This window comes from Streptomyces sp. NPDC058371, from assembly GCF_042723265.1.
GTDB lineage: Bacteria > Actinomycetota > Actinomycetes > Streptomycetales > Streptomycetaceae > Streptomyces.
Genome location: NZ_JBHXJC010000011.1, coordinates 96221 through 115642, shown reverse-complemented (window position 1 = coordinate 115642; position 19422 = coordinate 96221). Strand labels below are relative to the sequence as shown.

Genomic DNA, 19422 nt, shown 5'->3' with positions numbered 1-19422 from the left:
CTCCTGCCCTCCCCCCACTCAGCCCGGAGGCGTATCGGTGTCTCGGCCGCCGGGGGTTCTCCTCCTCCCCCCTCCCCCCCCCCCCAGGCCCGCAGGCTGCGGGGGCCGGACGAGCTGGAGATCGTGGCGTTCGAGCGGGGCCACTTCACCTCCTACTCGGCGTGCGGGATCCCGTACTGGGTCGGCGGCGACGTCGATGACCGGAACCAGCTGATCGCACGCACGCCGGAAGAACACCGGGAGCGCGCCATCGATCTCCGGATGCGGACGGAGGTCGTGGAGATCGACGTCGCGGGTGCCCGCGTCCGCTCCCGGGACGTCGACTCCGGGGCCGAGGCGTGGACGCCGTACGACAAGCTCGTGATCGCCACCGGCGCCCGGCCGGTCCGCCCCGACCTGCCCGGCGTCGACGCGCCCGGTGTCCACGGCGTGCAGACCCTGGACGACGGCCAGGCGCTCCTGGACACCCTCGCCGCCACCGAGGGGCGCCGCGCGGTGGTCGTCGGTGCGGGCTACATCGGCGTGGAGATGGCCGAGGCGCTCATCAACCGCGGCTACGAGGTGACGGTCGTCAATCGCGCCAAGGAACCGATGTCGACACTCGACCCGGACATGGGCCGCCTGGTGCACACGGCCATGGAGGGCATGGGCATCACCATGGTGAACGACGCCGAGGTCTCCAAGATCCTCACCGGCGAGGACGGCCGTGTGCGCGCGGTCGCCACGCAGGACGCGGAGTATCCGGCGGACGTCGTCGTGCTCGGCATCGGCGTCCGGCCCGAGGCCACGCTCGCCGAGGCCGCGGGGCTGCCGCTGGGCGACCACGGCGGGCTGCTCACCGACCTGGCGATGCGGGTGCGCGGACACGAGAACATCTGGGCGGGCGGGGACTGCGTCGAGGTCCTCGACCTGGTCTCGGGGCGCGAGCGGCACATCGCGCTCGGCACGCATGCCAACAAGCACGGGCAGGTCATCGGCAGCAACGTGGGCGGCGGGTACGCCACCTTCCCCGGTGTCGTCGGCACCGCGGTGAGCAAGGTCTGCGAGCTGGAGATCGCCCGTACCGGACTGCGCGAGAAGGACGCGCACCGCGTGGGGCTGCGGTTCGAGGCGGTCACCATCGAGTCGACCAGCCGCGCGGGCTACTACCCGGGGGCCGCCCCCATGACGGTGAAGATGCTCGCCGAGCTCCGTACGGGACGGCTGCTCGGTGTGCAGATCGTGGGCCGCGAGGGCGCGGGCAAGCGCGTCGACATCGGTGCGGTCGCGCTCACCGCCGGTATGACGGTGGACGCGATGACCGCCCTGGACCTGGGCTACGCCCCGCCGTTCTCACCGGTGTGGGACCCCGTCCTGGTGGCGGCCCGCAAGGCGTCCGCCGCGGTACGCGCGCGAGGCGCCTGACGCCACGCCACGCGCGCGGGGGCGCGTGGCGGCGGGGTCCGGGCGCGGGACCGGCACGCCAACGCGTACGCCACGACGCCCAGCACGCGTACGCCACGATGCACGCACGCGTACGTGTACGCCACGACGCACGGCACGCACGCGTGCCGCACGCTGCCGGCCCGCGCGAGGGCGCGACGTCGGCGCGGCTACGCCGTCTCGTGTCCCGCCGACCCGTTGATCCGGTCGATCGCCTGGCGGGCCTGCTCCGCCGGCGGCCGCGCGGGGAGCGAGGAGACCGAGGCCGGCGCGACGGCGGCGGGCTGCGACTGGGCGGGCTTCGCGTGCGCGGCGGGCCTGCTGGTGCGCAGCCGCTGGCTGACGGCCTCGTCGAGGGTCACCGGGCGCTGCATACGCGCGGCGAGCCGGCCGGCCTCCTGGCCGAGCGCGGCGACGTCCTCCCAGGGCAGGTGCAGCACCAGGGCGATCTCGGCCTCACCGTCGGGCAGGGCCTGCATCGGAGGATTGACTCGGTCGTTCATCGCCTGTGTCCTCACGTCTTTTTCGCGTCGCGGCTTCCCCGCGCCACGGACGGTCTAGGAGTCATACGCACGCACTCCCGGCGGTGTTCACCGATTCGCCGCACGCATCGAGGGCACTACTTCTTTGTGGTCATCCCCGTCCATGACGTGAACCCCGTCCGTCGCACGCCCTATGTGACGTACGCGCTGATCGCGGCCAACGTCGTCGTCTTCCTCTGCACGCCGGGCATCGCGGGCTCCGTGGCGGGCGACAGCGGGCTCGCGCAGCTGTGCCATCTCCAGGCGTTCCTTGACCACTACGCCGTGGTCCCGCAGGAGTTGATCCATCATCGGATGCCGCAGCTGGTGCCCACGGGCGAGACCGGCGTCGGCACGCATGGAGCGGGCTGCGTGGTGGCGCCCCCGGACTACGACAAGTCGCCGGCGCTCTCGGTGCTCTCGGCGATGTTCCTGCACGGCAGCTGGCTGCACCTGCTGGGCAACATGCTCTTCCTGCTGATCTTCGGCAACAACATCGAGGACCGGCTGGGCCATGTGCGGTTCGCACTGTTCTACGTCGTCTGCGGCTACGCGGCCGCGTACGGCTTCTCGCTGGTGAACGCCGACTCCGGCGACCCGCTGATCGGCGCCTCCGGAGCGATCGCCGGGGTCCTGGGCGCTTACCTGGTGCTCTATCCGAAGGCCAGGGTCTGGGTGCTCGTCCCGTTCCTGGTCTTCCTGCCGCTGCGGCTGCCCGCCTGGATCGTGCTGGGTTTCTGGTTCGCGCTCCAGGCGGTGTACTCGTCCGGCGGTGCGGTCTCCACCGCCGGAACCGTGGCGTACGCGGCCCACGTGGTCGGCTTCCTGGCCGGCATGCTGCTGGCCTGGCCGCTGCGCGCCGGCACCCCGCCCCCGCCGGAGCCGCGCAACCTGCTGTGGGGCAGGCGTGCGCGGCACAGCTGGTGAGCGGGCGGCGTCAGCGCGCGGTCTGCGTGTGGACGTCCTCCACGAGCCGGGTCAGCGCGTCCGGGTCGATGGTTGGCAGGACACCGTGGCCGAGGTTGAAGACATGCCCCTCGAGGCCGGCCGCCGCGTCCAGCACCTCACGTGTCTTCGTCCGCACGGCCTCGGTGGACGAGAAGAGCACGGCCGGGTCGAGGTTGCCCTGCAGCGCCTTGCCGGGGCCGACGCGGCGGGCGGCCACGTCGAGCGGGACGCGCCAGTCGACACCGACGACGTCCGCGCCCGCCTCGCCCATGAGGCCGAGCAGCTCACCGGTGCCGACACCGAAGTGGATGCGCGGGACGCCGTATCCGGCGACGGCCTCGAAGACCTTCGTGGACGCGGGCATCACCGAGCGGCGGTAGTCGGCGGGTGCCAGCGCGCCGACCCAGGAGTCGAAGAGCTGGACGGCGCTCGCGCCGGCCTCGATCTGGACCTTGAGGAAGGCGGAGGTGATCTCCGCGAGGCGGTCGAGCAGGTCGGCCCACAGCTGCGGGTCGCCGTACATGAGCGCCTTGGTGTGCTCGTGGTTCTTGGACGGGCCGCCCTCCACGAGGTAGCTCGCGAGGGTGAAGGGCGCGCCCGCGAACCCGATGAGCGGGGTCTCGCCCAGCTCGGCCGTCAGCAGCTTGATCGCCTCGGTGACGTACGAGACGTCCTCGGGAGTCAGATCGCGCAGCTGCGCGAGATCGGCGCGCGTGCGGATCGGCTTCTCGACGACCGGGCCGACGCCCGGCTTGATGTCGAGGTCGATGCCGATGGCTTTCAGCGGGACGACGATGTCGCTGAAGTAGATCGCCGCGTCCACGTTGTGCCGGCGGACCGGCTGGAGCGTGATCTCGGCGACCAGCTCGGGCCGCATGCACGACTCCAGCATGGGGATGCCCTCGCGCAGCTTGAGGTACTCGGGCAGCGAGCGACCGGCCTGCCGCATGAACCACACCGGCGTGTGCGGCACGGGCTCGCGCCTGCACGCCTTCAGGAAGGCGGACTCGTACGTGGCTGTCGGCGGCTGGCCCGAGGGGCGGCGATCGTTGGCACTCACGACGGAAAGTCTCGCACGGCCCGGTGAGCGCCCCGCCCCGGGCACCGGTCACCGATGTGGCCGGATCACGCCGCGCCGAGGGCGTGTTCGCGCAGCGCAATACGGACAGTGGCCCGGCGCAGGGTGTCCCTCCCTGCGCGGAGGCTCCGTTCCCCTTAACCTTCCCCGCATGGCTGCGGCTCAGGGACGACTGTCGGACGGCGCTGGCGGGATGGACGACGCGAAGGAGGGGGACCGGGATACGAGTCAGACGGCTCCGCCGCCCTTTCGGGCCGCCGTCGATGCGCTGAAGGCCGCGCGGCTGCGGCCGGAGATCGAGATCGACCCGACGCGCCCGCCGCAGCGCCTGGCTCCGTACGCGTACGCCCTGGAGGCCGCCGTCGTCGACGGCGAGGAGGATCTGGCCGACGGGCGGCTCATCCTGCTGCACGACCCGGCCGGACACGACGCGTGGCAGGGCTCCTTCCGGCTGGTGACGCTGGTGCGCGCCGAGCTGGAGCCGGAGATGGCGGCCGACCCGCTCCTTCCCGAGGTGTGCTGGTCCTGGCTGACCGGTGCGCTCCAGGCCCGCGGACTGTCGTACGGCGAGCCGAGCGGCACCGTCACCCGCGCCAGTTCGCACTACTTCGGCGGCCTCGCGGAGCGCCCGGCCGCCTCCCAGATCGAGATCCGGGCCTCGTGGACGCCCCGGGAGGGACTGGGAGGCGTACCGGACACGGCCGCGCATCTCGCCGCCTGGTGCGATCTGCTGTGCCAGATCGGGGGGCTGCCGCCGGTTCCCCCGGGCGACGCCTCGGTGGTCACCCTGCCGCAGCGGCGGGGCCCGCAGTCCCGCTGAACCGCGTCTGGCGCGGGTCGACAAGGCGCACCGGCCTCCGGGTCCGGTGCGCTTTCGCGTGTGCGCACCGCGCAGGCCGGCGTTCCCCGCCGCGCCACCCGTCAACAACCCCTCTCCGCCTTCTCCCGACGCCCGGTACTCCTGTGGTGTTCCTTTGTCGTCCCTTTGTCGATACGACCACTTTCGGACGCGTAACGACCTCGATCGACTCGGTTCGATCTTCGGGTGATCGATCGTGCGTCCGAATTGCACGGATTGTTACTCACCAAATCGTGATCATTCTCTAAAGGCGGACGGGTTTGGTGCCGAAGACGTCTGTGACCTTGAAAGCACGGTTCGTCCCGGCTTCATCCCCTGAGCCGGTCCCCGTCCCGCACCCCAGGAGGCCTGGTGTCCGTTCTTCTTGAGCAGCCCGCAAGCCTGGTCGCCTACCGCCCGAACAAGCCGACCGCCATGGTGGTCGTGGCAGACCCACGGGTCCGTTCCACCGTCACCCGCCACCTCTGGGCGCTCGGAGTGCGCGACGTCATCGAGGCGTCGTCCGTAGCGGAGGCTCGCCCCCGAATCGGCAACCCGCGCGACATCTGTGTCGCCGACGTCCACCTGCCGGATGGTTCCGGCCTCACTCTCCTGTCCGAAACCCGAGCCGCGGGCTGGCCCAACGGCCTCGCCCTCTCCGCCGCCGACGACATCGGCGCCGTACGCAACGCCCTCGCCGGCGGTGTGAAGGGCTATGTCGTCACCGGTACGCGTACCAACCTGGGACTCCCCTCCCGCCCCGGCGCCTCCCCTCTCGGCGGCGCCAACCGCATGCACCGCCGCCCCCCGGGCGCCCCGAGCCACCCGGGCGGCTACCGCGAACTGTCCGGCCGCGAGGTCGAGGTCCTGCGCCTCGTCGCGGAGGGCCAGTCCAACAAGGCCATCGGCGTCTCGATGGGCCTGTCCGCGCTGACCGTCAAGAGCCACCTCGCCCGTATCGCCCGCAAGCTCGGCACGGGTGACCGCGCCGGCATGGTGGCGGTGGCCCTGCGGACCGGCATCATCCACTGACGTCCGACCGCCCCTCCCCGACGCCCCCCAGCGGGTCGTCCCCCGACCGTGAACCGGATCTTTCACTGACGTGACTGGTTTACGACCCTCAGACGCCCGTCGACGGAACGTTCCGTCGGCGGGCGTTGTCCATACACAGATACTCTTGACAGGTGACCGACGCCCAAGAGACCGCAGCAGACAGCTCACTGCGAACCACCGGAGGCGGCCCTCCGGACGACGTCGAATCGGCGCCGATCCCTTTGCTTGAGCCCCGAGACGGCATTCCGCCCGTGATCGCCGACGACGCCTCGCTCGCCGAGGTGATCGCCGCCTTCGCCGCCGGGTCAGGACCCGTGGCCGTCGACGCCGAACGTGCGTCCGGGTACCGATACGGCCAGCGCGCCTATCTGGTGCAGTTGCGCCGCGAGGGCGCCGGCACCGCACTGATCGACCCCGTGGCCTGCCCCGACCTCTCGGGGCTCGGCGACGCGATCTCCGGCGTCGAGTGGGTGCTGCACGCCGCCACCCAGGACCTGCCGTGTCTGCGCGAGATAGGCATGATCCCCTCCCGCCTGTTCGACACCGAGCTGGCCGGCCGCCTCGCCGGGTTCCCCCGGGTGGGCCTCGGCGCGATGGTCGAGGGCGTCCTGGGCTTCGTACTGGAGAAGGGGCACTCCGCCGTCGACTGGTCGACCCGCCCGCTGCCCGAGCCGTGGCTGCGCTATGCCGCGCTCGACGTGGAGCTGCTCGTCGACCTGCGGGACGCGTTGGAGAAGGAGCTCGACCGGCAGGGCAAGCTGGAGTGGGCCCGGCAGGAGTTCGACGCGATCGCGCAGGCCGACCCGGCGCCGCCGCGCAAGGACCCCTGGCGCCGCACGTCGGGGATGCACAAGGTGCGCCGCCGTCGCCAGATGGCCGTTGTCCGGGAGCTGTGGGAGACCCGTGACCAGGTCGCCCAGCGCCGGGACATCTCGCCCGGCAAGGTGCTCGGTGACGCGGCGATCGTGGAGGCAGCGCTGGCCGTACCGGCCAATGTGCACGCCCTGGCCGCGCTGAACGGCTTCGGACACCGGATGGGCCGCCGGCAGCTGGACCAGTGGCAGGCGGCCGTGGACCGCGCGAAGACGCTGCCGGACGCGGAGCTGCCGCAGCCCGGGCAGCCGGTCACCGGTCCCCCGCCGCCGCGCGCCTGGGCCGACAAGGACCCGGAGGCCGCGGCCCGGCTCTCCGCCGCGCGTGCCGCAGTGTCGGCGCTGGCCGAGCAGCTGAACATGCCGCAGGAGAACCTGATCGCTCCCGACACGGTGCGCCGTGTCTGCTGGGAGCCGCCGGCCGCCGAGGCCGACTCCGTCGCGGCGGCCCTCGCCGGGTACGGGGCGCGGCCCTGGCAGGTCGAGCAGGTGACGCCGGTGCTGGTCGCGGCGCTGTCCGCCCGGGCGGCCAAGGACTGACGGAAGCGGGCCCGCCGGGCACCGGGCGCGGGCCGATCCACCGGTGCGGGCGCGGGTGCCGCTCGGGCGTGTGCGGGGCGTTTGTGCGTTGCGCGTGGGTTGCGCGCGCCGTTCCCCGCGACCCTGGACGGGGCTCGGGCGGCGGGACCGGCTTCCTCATGTACGCCTGGCAGCCCCCCGGAGGGGAACGGCACCGTCGAGATCACGCCAAGATCCGGGCGGTGCGGCGAGGGACGGGAAGGGCGGCGTGACCCTTCCGGATGTGACCTTCGCCGCTCCGGCCTCCGGGACTGGGCAGCATGGTTACCCGCAAGTAGCATGATGGGGTGAGCGCGCGCTCAGGGCGTGTGCGCCGCGCAGCAGTGCCATCCCGCATCTGGAGGAGAGCCATCGTGCCTCGTACCGTCAGGGACGTCGTCTTCGTCGACGGCGTCCGCACCCCGTTCGGCAAGGCGGGCCCGAAGGGCATCTACCACGAGACCCGCGCCGACGATCTCGTCGTGAAGGCCATCCGGGAGCTGCTGCGCCGCAACCCGGGCCTCGACCCCAAGAAGATCGACGAGGTCGCCATCGCCGCGACCACGCAGATCGGTGACCAGGGTCTGACGCTCGGCCGCACGGCCGGCATCCTCGCCGGGCTCCCCCAGTCGGTGCCCGGCTACTCCATCGACCGCATGTGTGCGGGCGCGCTGACCGCCGTCACCAGCACCGCGGGCTCCATCGCCTTCGGCGCGTACGACGCCGTCATCGCCGGTGGTGTCGAGCACATGGGCCGCCACCCGATGGGCGAGGGCGTGGACCCGAACCCGCGGTTCGTCAGCGAGAAGCTGGTCGACGAGTCGGCCCTGTTCATGGGCATGACCGCGGAGAACCTGCACGACCGCTACCCGAGCATCACCAAGCAGCGCGCCGACGAGTACGCCGTGCGCTCGCAGGAGAAGGCCGCCAAGGCGTACGCCAACGGCAAGATCCAGCAGGACCTGGTGCCGATCTCGGTGCGCAACACCAACGCGGAGGTCGGTGAGACCGGCTGGGGCCTGGTCACCGCCGACGAGCCGATGCGCCCGGGTACGACGCTGGAGAACCTGGCCGGTCTGAAGACACCGTTCCGCGTCCACGGCCGCGTCACCGCCGGTAACGCCGCCGGTCTGAACGACGGTGCCACCGCGTCGATCATCGCGTCCGAGGACTTCGCCCGCGAGCACGATCTGCCGGTCCGGATGCGCCTGGTCTCGTACGCCTTCGCGGGCGTCGAGCCCGAGGTGATGGGCTACGGCCCGATCCCGGCCACCGAGAAGGCCCTCGCCCAGGCCGGTCTGTCGATCGAGGACATCAACCTCTTCGAGATCAACGAGGCCTTCGCCGTCCAGGTGCTCGCCTTCCTGGAGCACTACGGCATCGCCGACGACGACGCGCGCGTCAACCAGTACGGCGGCGCCATCGCGTACGGCCACCCGCTCGCCTCCTCCGGCGTCCGTCTGATGACGCAGCTGGCCCGCCAGTTCGAGGAGCAGCCGGAGGTCCGTTACGGCCTCACCACCATGTGCGTCGGCTTCGGCATGGGCGCCACGGTGATCTGGGAGAACCCGCACCACAAGGACGCCGGAGGCAACAAGTGAGCACCGCTGAACTTTTGAAGGGCGCGGCCGAGCTGTTCCCCGACGAGGTCGTCACGTCCGCGCACGTACGCCACCTCGATCTGCCGTTCGGTGCGGGGCGCTTCGCGCTCATCACCCTGGACAACGGCTTCGACCACACCAAGCCGACCACCTTCGGCCCGGCCTCGCTGGCGAACCTGAGCACCGCCATCGACCAGGTCGAGAAGGAGGCCGCGGCCGGCGAGATCGTCGGTGTCGGCATCACCGGCAAGCCGTTCATCTTCGCGGTCGGCGCCGACCTCAAGGGCGTCGAGCTCCTGAAGAACCACGACGACGCGCTCGCCATCGGCAAGGGCGGTCACGAGGTCTTCAAGCGTCTCGCGGGCATCGCGGCCCCGACCTTCGCGTACTACAACGGCGCGGCGATGGGCGGCGGCGTCGAGGTCGGTCTGCACTGCCAGTACCGCACGGTCTCCGCGGCTCTGCCGGCCTTCTCGCTCCCCGAGGTCTTCCTCGGTCTGGTCCCGGGCTGGGGCGGCTGCACGATCCTGCCGAACCTGATCGGTGCGGAGAAGGCCGTCTCGGTGATCATCGAGAACTCGCTCAACCAGAACAAGCAGCTCAAGGGCGGCCAGGTCTACGACCTCGGTATCGCCGACGCGATCTTCGAGGGCGCGGACTTCCTGGAGCAGTCGCTGCTCTGGACGGCGGCCGTGCTCAAGGGCGAGATCGCCGTCGAGCGTCCGGAGATCGACCGCGGCGAGGCCTGGGACCAGGCCGTCGCCAAGGGCCGGTTCATCGCCGACAGCAAGGTGCACGGGGCGGCCCCGGCCGCGTACCGCGCGCTGGACATCATCGCCGCGGCCAAGAACGGCGACCTCCAGCAGGGCTTCGACGCCGAGGACCAGGCGCTCGCCGACCTGATCATGGGCGGCGAACTGCGCTCCGGCATCTACGCCTTCAACCTCGTCCAGAAGCGCGGCAAGCGCCCGGCGGGTGCGCCGGACAAGTCGCTCGCCCGCCCGGTCACCAAGGTCGGCGTCGTGGGCGCCGGTCTGATGGCCTCCCAGCTGGCGCTGCTGTTCCTGCGCCGCCTCGAAGTGCCAGTCGTCCTCACGGACATCGACCAGGAGCGCGTCGACAAGGGTGTGGGCTACGTCCACGCCGAGATCGACAAGCTGCTGCTCAAGGGCCGGGTCAACCAGGACAAGGCGAACCGTCTCAAGGCGCTGGTCTCCGGTGTCCTGGACAAGGCCGAGGGCTTCTCCGACGCCGACTTCGTCATCGAGGCCGTCTTCGAGGAGATCGGCGTCAAGCAGCAGGTGTTCGCGGAGGTCGAGGCGGTCGCCCCGGCGCACGCGATCTTCGCCACCAACACCTCCTCGCTGTCGGTGACCGAGATGGCGTCGAAGCTCAAGAACCCCGAGCGGGTCGTGGGCTTCCACTTCTTCAACCCGGTCGCGATCCTCCCGCTCCTGGAGATCGTGCGTGGCGAACAGACGGACGACGCCTCGCTCGCCACGGCGTTCGCCGTCGCCAAGAAGCTGAAGAAGACGGCGGTTCTGGTGAAGGACGCTCCGGCGTTCGTCGTGAACCGCATCCTCACCCGCTTCATGGGCGAGATCCAGAACGTCATCGACGAGGGCACCCCGGTCGAGGTCGCGGAGAAGGCGGTGGAGCCGCTCGGTCTGCCGATGTCTCCGCTCGTCCTGCTCGAACTGGTCGGTCCCGCGATCGGTCTGCACGTCTCGGAGACCCTCAACCGGGCCTTCCCGGACCGCTTCACGGTCTCCCCGAACCTCGCGGCCGTCGTCAAGGCGGGCAAGCGCGGCTTCTACGTGTACGACTCCGGGAAGCCGGAGCTCGACCCCGAGGTCGCCGCGCTTCTGAAGCAGGGCGATGTCGTCCTGACCGAGGAGCAGGTCCGTGACCGCGTCCTGGACGCCGTCGCCCAGGAGATCGGGCTCATGCTCGACGAGGGTGTCGTGGCCGAGGCCCAGGACATCGACCTCTGCCTGATCACCGGTGCCGGCTGGCCCTTCCACCTGGGCGGCATCACGCCGTACCTGGACCGCGAGGGCGTCTCGCAGCGGGTGAACGGCAAGACGTTCCTGGAGCAGGGCGTGGCGTCCGTTCCTGCGTGACCGACCGTTGCACGAAGAGGGCCTCCGCCGTCGCGGGGGCCCTCATTCGTACGCGGCACCCGTCACCTCTCGCGAACGCGTCCTCATTCCTGCGGATCGAAGGTGAACTGCCCTGTCAGCAAGGCGTGGTCGGACTCGGGGAACTTGCGTGCGTCACCGGTCACGACGGTGAAGTGGCGCCTGTCCGCGAAGACGTAGTCGATCTTCCGGCCGTCGGCGGTGGGCTCTTCGTCGTGGTCGGCCTCCGCGAAGTGCGGGGTCAGGTAGTCCAGGGCGGACGAGTCCGGCGGGAGGTTGAGGTCGCCGGCCATCACCGTGGGTGTGTCCCGCGACGGCTCCAGGGTCCAGTCCCTGATCTCCCGCAGTTGTTCGGGGGCACCGGCGTACGCGTGCGCGGTGCAGGCGGTCAACGGCCGGCCCGCGAACCGCGTGTGGGCGCACAGGAGTCCGCGGTGCACGGGAACCGTCCGGCCCGCGTTGGTGTAGCGCTCCCCGCCGGTGTGGACGAACGGGCGGAAGTCCTGGACGTCGTCGGGCACGTCCGTCCGGCTGAGGACCGCCTCGCCGTACTGTCCCGTGCCGCCGCAGTTCGGGACGTTGTCGTGGAAGGACGCGTACGTCCCGTCCATCCGCCGGCCGGCGGCGGCCAGTTGGCGCTTGAGGGAGGCGTACTGGGTGAGGCAGATCTCGTTGAGCGTGATGATGTCGGGCTCGAGGTCCCGCGCCTCGCTGACGACGCGGGCAACGGACGTATCGGCTCCCGACCCGCCCGCGTTCCAGGTGCAGTGGGCGGCGGCCCCGCACAGGTTGTACTGAAGGACCCGCAGCGTGGGGTGCCCCGGCGCCGGACGGTCGGTCTCCTTCGGTCCGGGCGCGCCGCACGCCGACGTCGTCGCCGCCACCAGGACGGCGACGACGCTCCCGACGAACAGGGCTCCGGCGCGTGGCACTCCCCTAGGGTGGCAGCGGCCCGTCAAGAGCGCCACGGTCCGAGCGGGCTGCCCACGAGCGGTGACAACTGGCGTCTGATGTGCAGCCGGCCGTCCGTGCCGATGACCGCCACGACCACCGCGCCCGACGCGTCGTACGCCATCGCGGGAGCGTGCGTGAACATCTCGCCCGACGCGCGCCAGTGCGTGCCCGAGGCGTTCTTGTCCCGGTCGGGCAACGACACGACGAGCCTGCCGGCGCTGCCGCGGTGCGCGAGGAAGGCCTCACGGGCACCGCGCTCGGGGGCCCACAGCGCGGCGACCGCACCGGTGCCGCCCTGGCCGCCGAGTCCGGCGCCGGATCCCGGCCAGCGGCCGTCGGCATGCCGGCGGTAGGCCATGACCTGCTGGGTGCCGGCCTCGCGGAAGTAGAGGCAGGTGCGGCCGCCGCCCGAGTCGACCGCGGTGATCCCGCCGGTCGCGGGTCGGCCGGTCTTCAGGGTGTCGTCGAGGACGAACGGCCCGCCCTGCTCGGTCTGGTGCCAGCGCCAGACGGAGTTCTTGCCCGGCACATACAGCTCCACGGTGCCGCTCTCGGTGGTGAGCGCCTGGCCCGCGTCCTGGACGAAGGCGCCGCCGAGACTCTCCCAGGGCGCCCAGCTGCCGTCGGTGTCCCGGCGGCGCAGAGCGATGCCCTGCTCGAAGTTCCGGACGAAGACGTACAGCCGGCCGGCCGCGTCGACCGCGGCCGACGGGACGCCGACCTCCCGCTGGCGCCGGCCGTCGCCCTGGGCCCAGTCCGGGTTCTCCAGGGACTGCCAGCCGCTGAAGCCGTTGCCGTCCGGGTCCTGCACAGTGTGCACGACATCGACGGTGACCCCGCCGCCCACCACCGACTGGCGGCGCAGTCCGACGAGTTCGGCCGGCCCGCCGGGCAGGCCGGTGACGGCGAGCGTGGGCGTGAGCCAGCCGTCGCCGAGCACGAAGGGGCCCTTCCACTCCCCACTGGCCGGCCCGGTCTCCGTCCAGAAGGCGAGCCTGCCTGCCAGCACCCCGAAGGCGTTCAACCGCCCGCCGGGCCCCAGGCGCAGCCAGTCGGTGGCCGGCGAGTAGCGGTAGGCGGCGCTCATCATGTGCGTACTGCGGTACGGGTCCGGCCCCAACTGCCGGTCGCCGCACCGCTCGCAGGTGCCGTGCGGGCAGACGGGCGGTGCGTCGATGCCGGCGTACGTGGCGAGGTACTCGGCCTTCTCCGCCACCGCCACGGAGTCGAGGTTGTAGCCCCAGAAGCGGTTGGCGTACGCGCGGTAGTGCTCCACGACCGGGTTGTGGCCCGCGTCGCGGTGGCGGGTGAGGGCGGCGAGCGCGAACTGCGCGGTGGTGGTGTGGTCGACGTGGTCCGAGCAGACGAACTCCTGCTTGCCTCCGTCGTGTTCGGGGTCGGGGTCCATGGTGCGCACCGCGCTCGGGCGGACGTGGGCGAGCAGCGCGGTCAGCCCGGCGATGACCTGTTCGCGGGTGACGTGCTGGACCTCACCGACCGTGCAGCCGTGCGCCGGCAGCGTGGCCTGGGTGCGCAGGGCGCCCTCCCACAGCTCGTGGATCCGGGTGCGGGTGCCCCGCTGGGTGGGCGCGCCCTGGTGCAGTTGCAGGAAGTACAGGGAGACGTCGTCGCGGTCGGCGAGGGTGAACCGCTCCGCGGCGAAGCCCGGTACCAGGTCGACGGGTTCGCGCAGCCAGGGTACGTTCCGGTCGCCGGTCGCCATCCGGGCGTACGCGGACCGCAGCCCGCAGCCGCGCTCGGTGCTGTAGCGGGCGAAGTCCGGTGGTACGGAGGTGCGTTCGGGGTCGTTGGTGTCGGCGTTGATGCCGTCGCCCTCGCCCGCGGTGAGGATCACCGTGGTGATCGGGTCGCCGTCCTGGAGGGACCGGACCAGGTCGGGGTTCATGAAGTACAGGTCGTCGTCCTGGTGCGCGACGATGTGCAGAATCGAGCGGGACGCCGGGGTCATCGGTCCACCACATTCATGGCCATGGCTCCTGAAGCCGAGCAGTAAGGACGCACCCACACCGGACGGGCCGGGTGGACGACGGAGTAGGCGGAGGTCTCGTCGCCGACGAGAGGGACGGAAGGATACGCGTACGCGCCCTTGACGTCGGGGAAGTCCTCCAGCAGCCGGCAGACGCGCACCTTGCGCCGGTCGAAGGGGTCCGGCTGCAGCCACCAGTCCCAGTCCTCCCAGCGCGCCAGCCGGTGGTCGACGACCCGGCGCACGGGCACCTCGGCCCGGAACGCCTGCCGGCCGAGGATCTGCACCGGCACGGAGAACGTCTTCGCGTACGTGCCCCGGCGGCCGACGATGAAGAGCGCGCCCGGCTCGATCCGGCGCTCGCCGCACAGCACACCCGCCAGGGTGATGGCGCCGTCGCCCACCTCGACGCCGGTGCACTCGGCGTGCTCCGGCCTGAGCACCGTACGCAGCATGAGTCTGCCGTTGGGCTGTGCGTAGGGGAGGTTCCAGCCGACGGATCCGACGGTGGGGCGGGCGACGAGCCGGGCCCGGGCGTCGATGAGCGCCCGGGTGTCCCGGATGCCCGCCTTCATGTGAATGGCCGACGACCTGGGGTTCTGCATGGCCACCTGCCAGCGCCCGTCGCCGAGTTCGTCCAGGGCCGAGGGGGTGAGCGCGGCCGTGTAGCGGGTGCCGCCGTTGTCCAGCGCCTTGCGCACGGTCCGCAGCGGGAGGTCGGGGCGGGGCTTGCCGTCGGAGGGTTTGTGCCGCAGGACGAACTGCCAGCGGTGCCGGCCCTCGCCGGGGCCGTCGGCGGCGAACCGCAGCCACCCCGCGTCGTCGGCGGTGACGTCCACGGTGGCCGCGCCGAGGGACACCGGCGCCACGGTGGCCTGGGCGGTCGCGGACTCGCGCGGGCCCGCGGGTGTGCGGTAGCCGCGGACGTTCCGGGCCCGTCGGCGGGCGGCGTCCTCGAAGAGCTCCACGTACCGGGCGGCGACGGCCGCGGGGTCGTACCGGCCGGCGTTGCGCAGCGCGGCCGCGCCCATGTCCCGGCGCAGCGACTCGTCGGCCATCAGCCGCCGCAGGCCCCAGGCGATCGCGTCCACGTCGCCGTTGGTCACGAGGAAACCGTCCTCGCCGTCGCGCAGGATCTCCCGCGGTCCCACCGGGCAGTCGGTGGACACCACCGGCAGACCGCAGCGCATGGCCTCGACCAGCGTCATGCCGAAGGACTCGGCGCTGGAGGTGACGGCCGCGATGGATCCCTTGGCCCACTCCGACTCGATGGGCGAGAAGCCGCCCATGAGCAACGCCCGTCCCGCCAGGCCGAGTTCGGTGACCAGCGCGCGCAGCTTCCCGGCCTCGCCGCCGTCGCCGTAGATGCGCAGCTGCCAGTCGGGGAACTCGTCCGCGAGCCTGCCGAAGGCGCGGATCAGCAGGTCGTACCGCTTGATCCGGTGCATCCGGCCCGCGCTGACCACGACTTTGTGCGAGCAGTCCGAGGGCGGTACGACCGGCTGGGGCACGCTGTTGGGGATGCCCACCACGGGGATGCCGGGGATGGGCGTGTTCTCCAGGAAGGATCCGGCGTCGGCCTCCGTGACCGTCGTGATGGCGTCGAGCCGCGGGTAGACCCGGGCCATCTCGGCGCGGACGGCGGGCGGAATCGCCAGGTGGGTCATGTGCTCCTGGGCGATCCGCAGCGCGCCGTCGCGGGTGTGGGCGGCGACGAAGAGATTGAGGCTGGGCCGGGTGCCGACGACCACGTCGGCGTCGGACTTCTGCAGCTCACGGATGATGCGTCCGTCGGTGAACCTGCTGTACTGCGCGTAGAACTCCTCCTGGCGCGGCACGACTTCGCTGGGCTCGTCGCTGCCGGCGGCGGTGCGGTCGGCCGAGCCGGGGCGTAGATCGACCAGGGCGCGCACGGTGATCCGCGGCGAGATCTCGAACTTCGTGGCGGTCGAGCGCCGGAAGACCGAGACGATCTCGACGTCATGATGGACGGCGAGCGCCTCCGCGAGGTTGATGACGGTGCGGTTGGTGCCCCCGATGCCGTAGATGTTGTTGATCAGGAAGGAGATCTTCACCGGACCTCGTGCTCCTTCCGCTCGAAGGGACTCGGCACGGGGTAGTACGACTTGAGGAACCGCTTGAGCATCACCGTCTGGTGGTCGGTGTCGTGGCCGTCGGAGATCGTGTCGTTGATGCAGAAGGCCTGCCGGTCGCGGCGGGCCAGCAGGATGCCGAGCCGCCGCTGGATCTCCGGCTTCGCCAGGTCGAGGTAGGCGAAGCTGATGTTCGAGGGCACCGCGTGGCCCGTGAAGTACGCGTAGTAGTGGTACAGCGACGACGGGATCGAGATGTCGGTCGGGCTGCGGAACCTGCTGCGCGAGGTCTGCCGGTGCACCTCCGCGTACTCGCGCTCGATCTCCAGGAGCACGCTGCGGCGCAGTGCGTAGGGTGCGTGCCGCAGCTTCTGGACAATGGCCGAGCCGAAGTTCTCCAGGATGATCCGGCGGTTGTTCTTGCCCGCGGCGTCGACCGGGCGGTCGCCGAGCGTCAGGTCCCACCGGGGCACCTGGGACGGGGACAGGAACGTCCGGGTCATGCCGTTGGACAGGAAGAAGTCCTGTGGGGTGACCGGGCAGCCCAGGAACATGTCGTCGTTGAAGTAGAGGAAGTGCTCGGACAGACCCTCGATGTGGTGCAGCCGGCTCTCGATGGCGTGCGAGTTGAAGGTGGGCAGCGCCGCCTGGTCCTCGAAGATCTCGGAGTGGTCCACGACGGTGATGCGGGAGTGGCGCTCGTTGAGCCAGGACGGCCGCTGACGGTCCGTCACCAGGTAGACGTGGCGCACCCAGGGGGCGTTCTGCTCCAGCGCGCGCAGGGAGTAGCGCAGCTCGTCACGGCTGATGTAGCGGGCCGCGTTCGCGGATTCGGTGTGGTAGCCGCCCTGGCCGTAGTCGGCGCGGCGCCGTTGCCAGGCGGGGTCGTTGCCGTCGACCCAGGTGTAGACGACGTCGATCGGGAAGCGCACGTCCTCGGGCAGGGCGTCGGCGCACGGCCGGATGGTGCGCACCGAGCGGGTGCGGCGGGTGTGCAGCGCGGCGAAGCCGGTGAGGCGGCTGACCGGGATGGTGACACGTGGCTCGTCGAGGGCGACGTCCTCGGTGACACGGTTCGGACGCGGCGCCACCAGGCGGCCGTCCGCCGGCCGCCAGAACTCGATGTCGCAGCCGTGCTCCAGACCGAGGACCAGCGAACCGGCCGCATCGCTCCACACCATGCCGACCCGCAGCACGACGGCCCCCCGGGCGAGGTGCCGGCCGCGCCGCGAACCGCACAGCGCGGCACCGCCCCGCGGCGTCTCGCCATGACAGGCCTGCAGATAGACGGGTCCGGTGCGCGTGCAGCGGTCGAGGATCTGGCGCACCCGGTCCCGGTCGGCCTCGGCGACCGCGAGGCAGGAGCGGAAGTCGGAGTTGCCGCGGATCGCGAAGTAGTCGATGCCCGCCTCCTCCAGGAGGGTCACGACGAGTTCGAGGTTGGCCTCGCGCAGCCCGAGGGGCGAGACCGTCTCCCGTACGAGGGCGATCTGGGCGCCGTGCCCGGCGAGGACGGCGAGCCGCTCGTCCGCCCCGAACAGGTGCGGCCAGCGGCGGCGCGCGCGGATGCCGCGCACCGTGCGGGCGCCCAGGGTGAGGGTCTGGAGACGGCGCAGCAGCTGCTTGAGTCCCATGCGCAGCCGCGGCGGTACGCGGCGCGCGATCCGGCGTCTGAGGCCGGCGGGGACCAGGGTGCGATACGCCCCGACCGCGGCGGATGCCTCGGGGTTGCCGATGCTCACGAAAGGTTGTCCCGGTCCTCGGACTGGCCGCGCTCGAAGACGCAGGCGACGGGGAAGTAGCGGCGCAGGAAGTGCACGACGGCCTCGGTGCCACCCCGGCTGTGGGCCTCTTCGGTCCCGAGGCCGAAGAACTGGATCTGCTGGGTGTCCCGGCGTACCAGGAGCCGGTCCAGGTGGTTCCTGATGCCGGGGAGGGCGGCGTGCAGCGCGACGGACGCCTCACCGGAGGGGTCGGCCAGCCCGGCCACCTGGCCGAAGTGGTGGACGAGTCCGTCCATCGGATGCGTGCCGGGTACGGCGGGCAGCCGTTGTCCGTCGGCGAGTTGCGGGGGTGCGTAACCCGCGGCCGCGAGCCGGGCGAGCGTCTCGCAGCTGTAGGGCTGGGGCCCTTCGGCATAGCCGTGGGCGGTGACGCGACCCGTCGCGGAGTAGGCGGCGCGGGTCCACGGGGCGAAGGACTCCTCGGCGGTCCAGGGCCCCCGCCGGGGGCGGGTCCCGCCGTGCGGGGTGAAGTAGTCGAAGGGCCGGACCGGCCGGCCGAGCACGGCCCCGGGACGCAGGTGCAGGAAGTTGTCCGCGATGTCGGGCAGTTCGTGCAGCCGCCACTCGGCGCCCGGCCCCGCGGGGACGACACTGAGCCGCTCGTCGGCGACCAGCCAGGCCGGCGGTTGCGCCTGCGCCAGGACGTGGACGACGTCGACCCAGGGCGCGTACTGGTGCAGCGAGCGCAGCGCGGCCCGCAGCAGTTCCTCGCCCCAGGGCGTGGGGTGCTGCCACAGCAGGACCGCGTCGACGGGGAAGGTGATCTCCTCCAGGCGCGGGATGTCGAAGTCCTCCAGCGTGATCGTCGGCTCCATGTCGCCGTCGATGTCGCAGTAGCCGGAGAGCCGGTCAAGGCCGATCTCGATGCCGAGGGCGTCGCTGGGAACGGTGCGCTGGACGCGGTTGGGGCGCGGACCGGCGAGCCGCTCGCCGGGCAGGTCGGTGTTGACCGTCCAGAACTCGATCTCGATGCCCTGGTCCTCGCCGACCCACAGGTTCTCGGTGGGTTCGGTGCGCAGCCAGGTGAGGCGGATCACCTTCGCCTTGCCGTAGTGCTTCCACGCCTTCACATGGCTGCCGGGAATCTCCTGGGTGTCGCTGTTCGCGGGCGACACCGAGACGACGTATCCGGTGTGTTCCTCCAGCAACGCGCGTAGCGCCCTGCGTACGGCGCCCTTGTCGCGCGTCTCGACGGCCAGGCAGATCCGGCGGTCGTCGAGTGCCGGGACCGCGAACCAGGGGATGTCGGCGGCGTCGAGCGCGTAGGTGACCAGGTCGTGGTCGAGGCGGCGTGCCAGGTCGACCGTGAGCCCGGCGTGGACGTGCCCGACCCGGCCGTCGGGCGACGTGGTCCGGCGCTGCGAGTGCCCGAAGTCCACCTTGCGCACCCGGCGCAGGGCGCGCCGGTGCAGCCGCGCCTCCCGTCGGCTGAGGGTGCGGGCGAGTCCGCGCTTGACCTTGCGGCGGACGGGTCCGGGCACGGTGCTTGCGGCGGCGGAGCGTACGGGCTGGGGAACGAGTCGCTGGTAGACGAGGGCCGCGGAGCTCATCGATGTCGGGTCGGACACGTCA

General features: G+C 71.7%; 14 protein-coding genes. 7 read left to right on the top strand and 7 right to left on the bottom strand.

Annotated elements, in window-relative coordinates; genetic code table 11:
* Positions 1-33 precede the first annotated feature (33 nt).
* Positions 34-1404: an FAD-dependent oxidoreductase gene (locus tag ACFWM2_RS28020; protein WP_383285988.1), complete on the top strand. Its 1371-nt coding sequence runs from the start codon at positions 34-36 to the stop codon at positions 1402-1404.
* 188 nt (positions 1405-1592) lie between these two features.
* Here the strand turns inward: ACFWM2_RS28020 and ACFWM2_RS28015 are convergent, their stop codons facing one another.
* Positions 1593-1925, bottom strand: a complete 333-nt coding sequence (locus tag ACFWM2_RS28015) for a hypothetical protein (RefSeq protein WP_383285636.1) — start codon at positions 1923-1925, stop codon at positions 1593-1595.
* Positions 1926-2051: 126 nt separating this feature from the next.
* Between ACFWM2_RS28015 and ACFWM2_RS28010 the strand changes: the two genes are divergently transcribed.
* Positions 2052-2870, top strand: coding sequence for a rhomboid family intramembrane serine protease (locus tag ACFWM2_RS28010; protein WP_383285633.1), 819 nt, complete (start codon positions 2052-2054; stop codon positions 2868-2870).
* Between the two features lie 10 nt (positions 2871-2880).
* Here ACFWM2_RS28010 and hemE read toward each other — a convergent pair whose 3' ends face one another.
* The gene (hemE, locus tag ACFWM2_RS28005) at positions 2881-3951 is read right to left on the bottom strand and encodes a uroporphyrinogen decarboxylase (RefSeq protein ID WP_383285629.1); all 1071 of its coding nucleotides are present in this window, start codon (positions 3949-3951) and stop codon (positions 2881-2883) included.
* Positions 3952-4162: 211 nt separating this feature from the next.
* Here hemE and ACFWM2_RS28000 point away from each other — a divergent pair, with 211 nt between their 5' ends.
* From ACFWM2_RS28000 to ACFWM2_RS27980, 5 genes are all read left to right on the top strand, one after another.
* Positions 4163-4789: a DUF3000 domain-containing protein gene (locus ACFWM2_RS28000; RefSeq protein WP_383285986.1), complete on the top strand. Its 627-nt coding sequence runs from the start codon at positions 4163-4165 to the stop codon at positions 4787-4789.
* Between the two features lie 390 nt (positions 4790-5179).
* Positions 5180-5839, top strand: a complete 660-nt coding sequence (locus ACFWM2_RS27995) for a LuxR C-terminal-related transcriptional regulator (RefSeq protein WP_383285626.1) — start codon at positions 5180-5182, stop codon at positions 5837-5839.
* Positions 5840-5991: 152 nt separating this feature from the next.
* A complete protein-coding gene (locus ACFWM2_RS27990; protein ID WP_383285621.1) occupies positions 5992-7272 on the top strand; it encodes an HRDC domain-containing protein in 1281 nt (426 codons plus the stop codon).
* Positions 7273-7664: 392 nt separating this feature from the next.
* Positions 7665-8891, top strand: coding sequence for a thiolase family protein (locus ACFWM2_RS27985; protein WP_383285619.1), 1227 nt, complete (start codon positions 7665-7667; stop codon positions 8889-8891).
* Positions 8888-11014: a 3-hydroxyacyl-CoA dehydrogenase NAD-binding domain-containing protein gene (locus ACFWM2_RS27980; protein WP_383285616.1), complete on the top strand. Its 2127-nt coding sequence runs from the start codon at positions 8888-8890 to the stop codon at positions 11012-11014. Before ACFWM2_RS27985 ends, ACFWM2_RS27980 begins: the two co-directional genes overlap by 4 nt.
* Before the next feature lie 83 nt (positions 11015-11097).
* Here the strand turns inward: ACFWM2_RS27980 and ACFWM2_RS27975 are convergent, their stop codons facing one another.
* The 5 genes from ACFWM2_RS27975 to ACFWM2_RS27955 are packed head-to-tail and all read right to left on the bottom strand — an operon-like array spanning position 11098 to position 19418.
* Positions 11098-11964 carry an endonuclease/exonuclease/phosphatase family protein gene (locus tag ACFWM2_RS27975; RefSeq protein ID WP_383285613.1) on the bottom strand — a complete coding sequence of 289 codons (867 nt, stop codon included), beginning with the start codon at positions 11962-11964 and terminating at the stop codon, positions 11098-11100.
* Between the two features lie 23 nt (positions 11965-11987).
* Positions 11988-13955, bottom strand: coding sequence for a PIG-L family deacetylase (locus ACFWM2_RS27970; RefSeq protein ID WP_383285610.1), 1968 nt, complete (start codon positions 13953-13955; stop codon positions 11988-11990).
* Positions 13952-16048, bottom strand: a complete 2097-nt coding sequence (locus ACFWM2_RS27965; protein ID WP_383285606.1) for a glycosyltransferase family 4 protein — start codon at positions 16046-16048, stop codon at positions 13952-13954. The genes ACFWM2_RS27970 and ACFWM2_RS27965 overlap by 4 nt, the downstream gene beginning before the upstream one ends.
* Positions 16045-17808 (bottom strand): stealth family protein, encoded by a 1764-nt coding sequence (locus ACFWM2_RS27960; protein ID WP_383285603.1) that lies wholly within the window; start codon positions 17806-17808, stop codon positions 16045-16047. The genes ACFWM2_RS27965 and ACFWM2_RS27960 overlap by 4 nt, the downstream gene beginning before the upstream one ends.
* The gene (locus ACFWM2_RS27955; RefSeq protein ID WP_383285600.1) at positions 17805-19418 is read right to left on the bottom strand and encodes a sugar phosphotransferase; all 1614 of its coding nucleotides are present in this window, start codon (positions 19416-19418) and stop codon (positions 17805-17807) included. The genes ACFWM2_RS27960 and ACFWM2_RS27955 overlap by 4 nt, the downstream gene beginning before the upstream one ends.
* Positions 19419-19422: the final 4 nt, after the last annotated feature.

What these genes read in the sequence shown, in the direction of transcription:
- ACFWM2_RS28000 (WP_383285986.1), top strand. Translation starts at nt 4,163, where the DNA reads ATGGACGACGCGAAGGAGGGGGACCGGGATACGAGTCAGACGGCTCCG.
- ACFWM2_RS28015 (WP_383285636.1), bottom strand. Translation starts at nt 1,925, where the DNA reads ATGAACGACCGAGTCAATCCTCCGATGCAGGCCCTGCCCGACGGTGAG.
- ACFWM2_RS27970 (WP_383285610.1), bottom strand. Translation starts at nt 13,955, where the DNA reads ATGACCCCGGCGTCCCGCTCGATTCTGCACATCGTCGCGCACCAGGAC.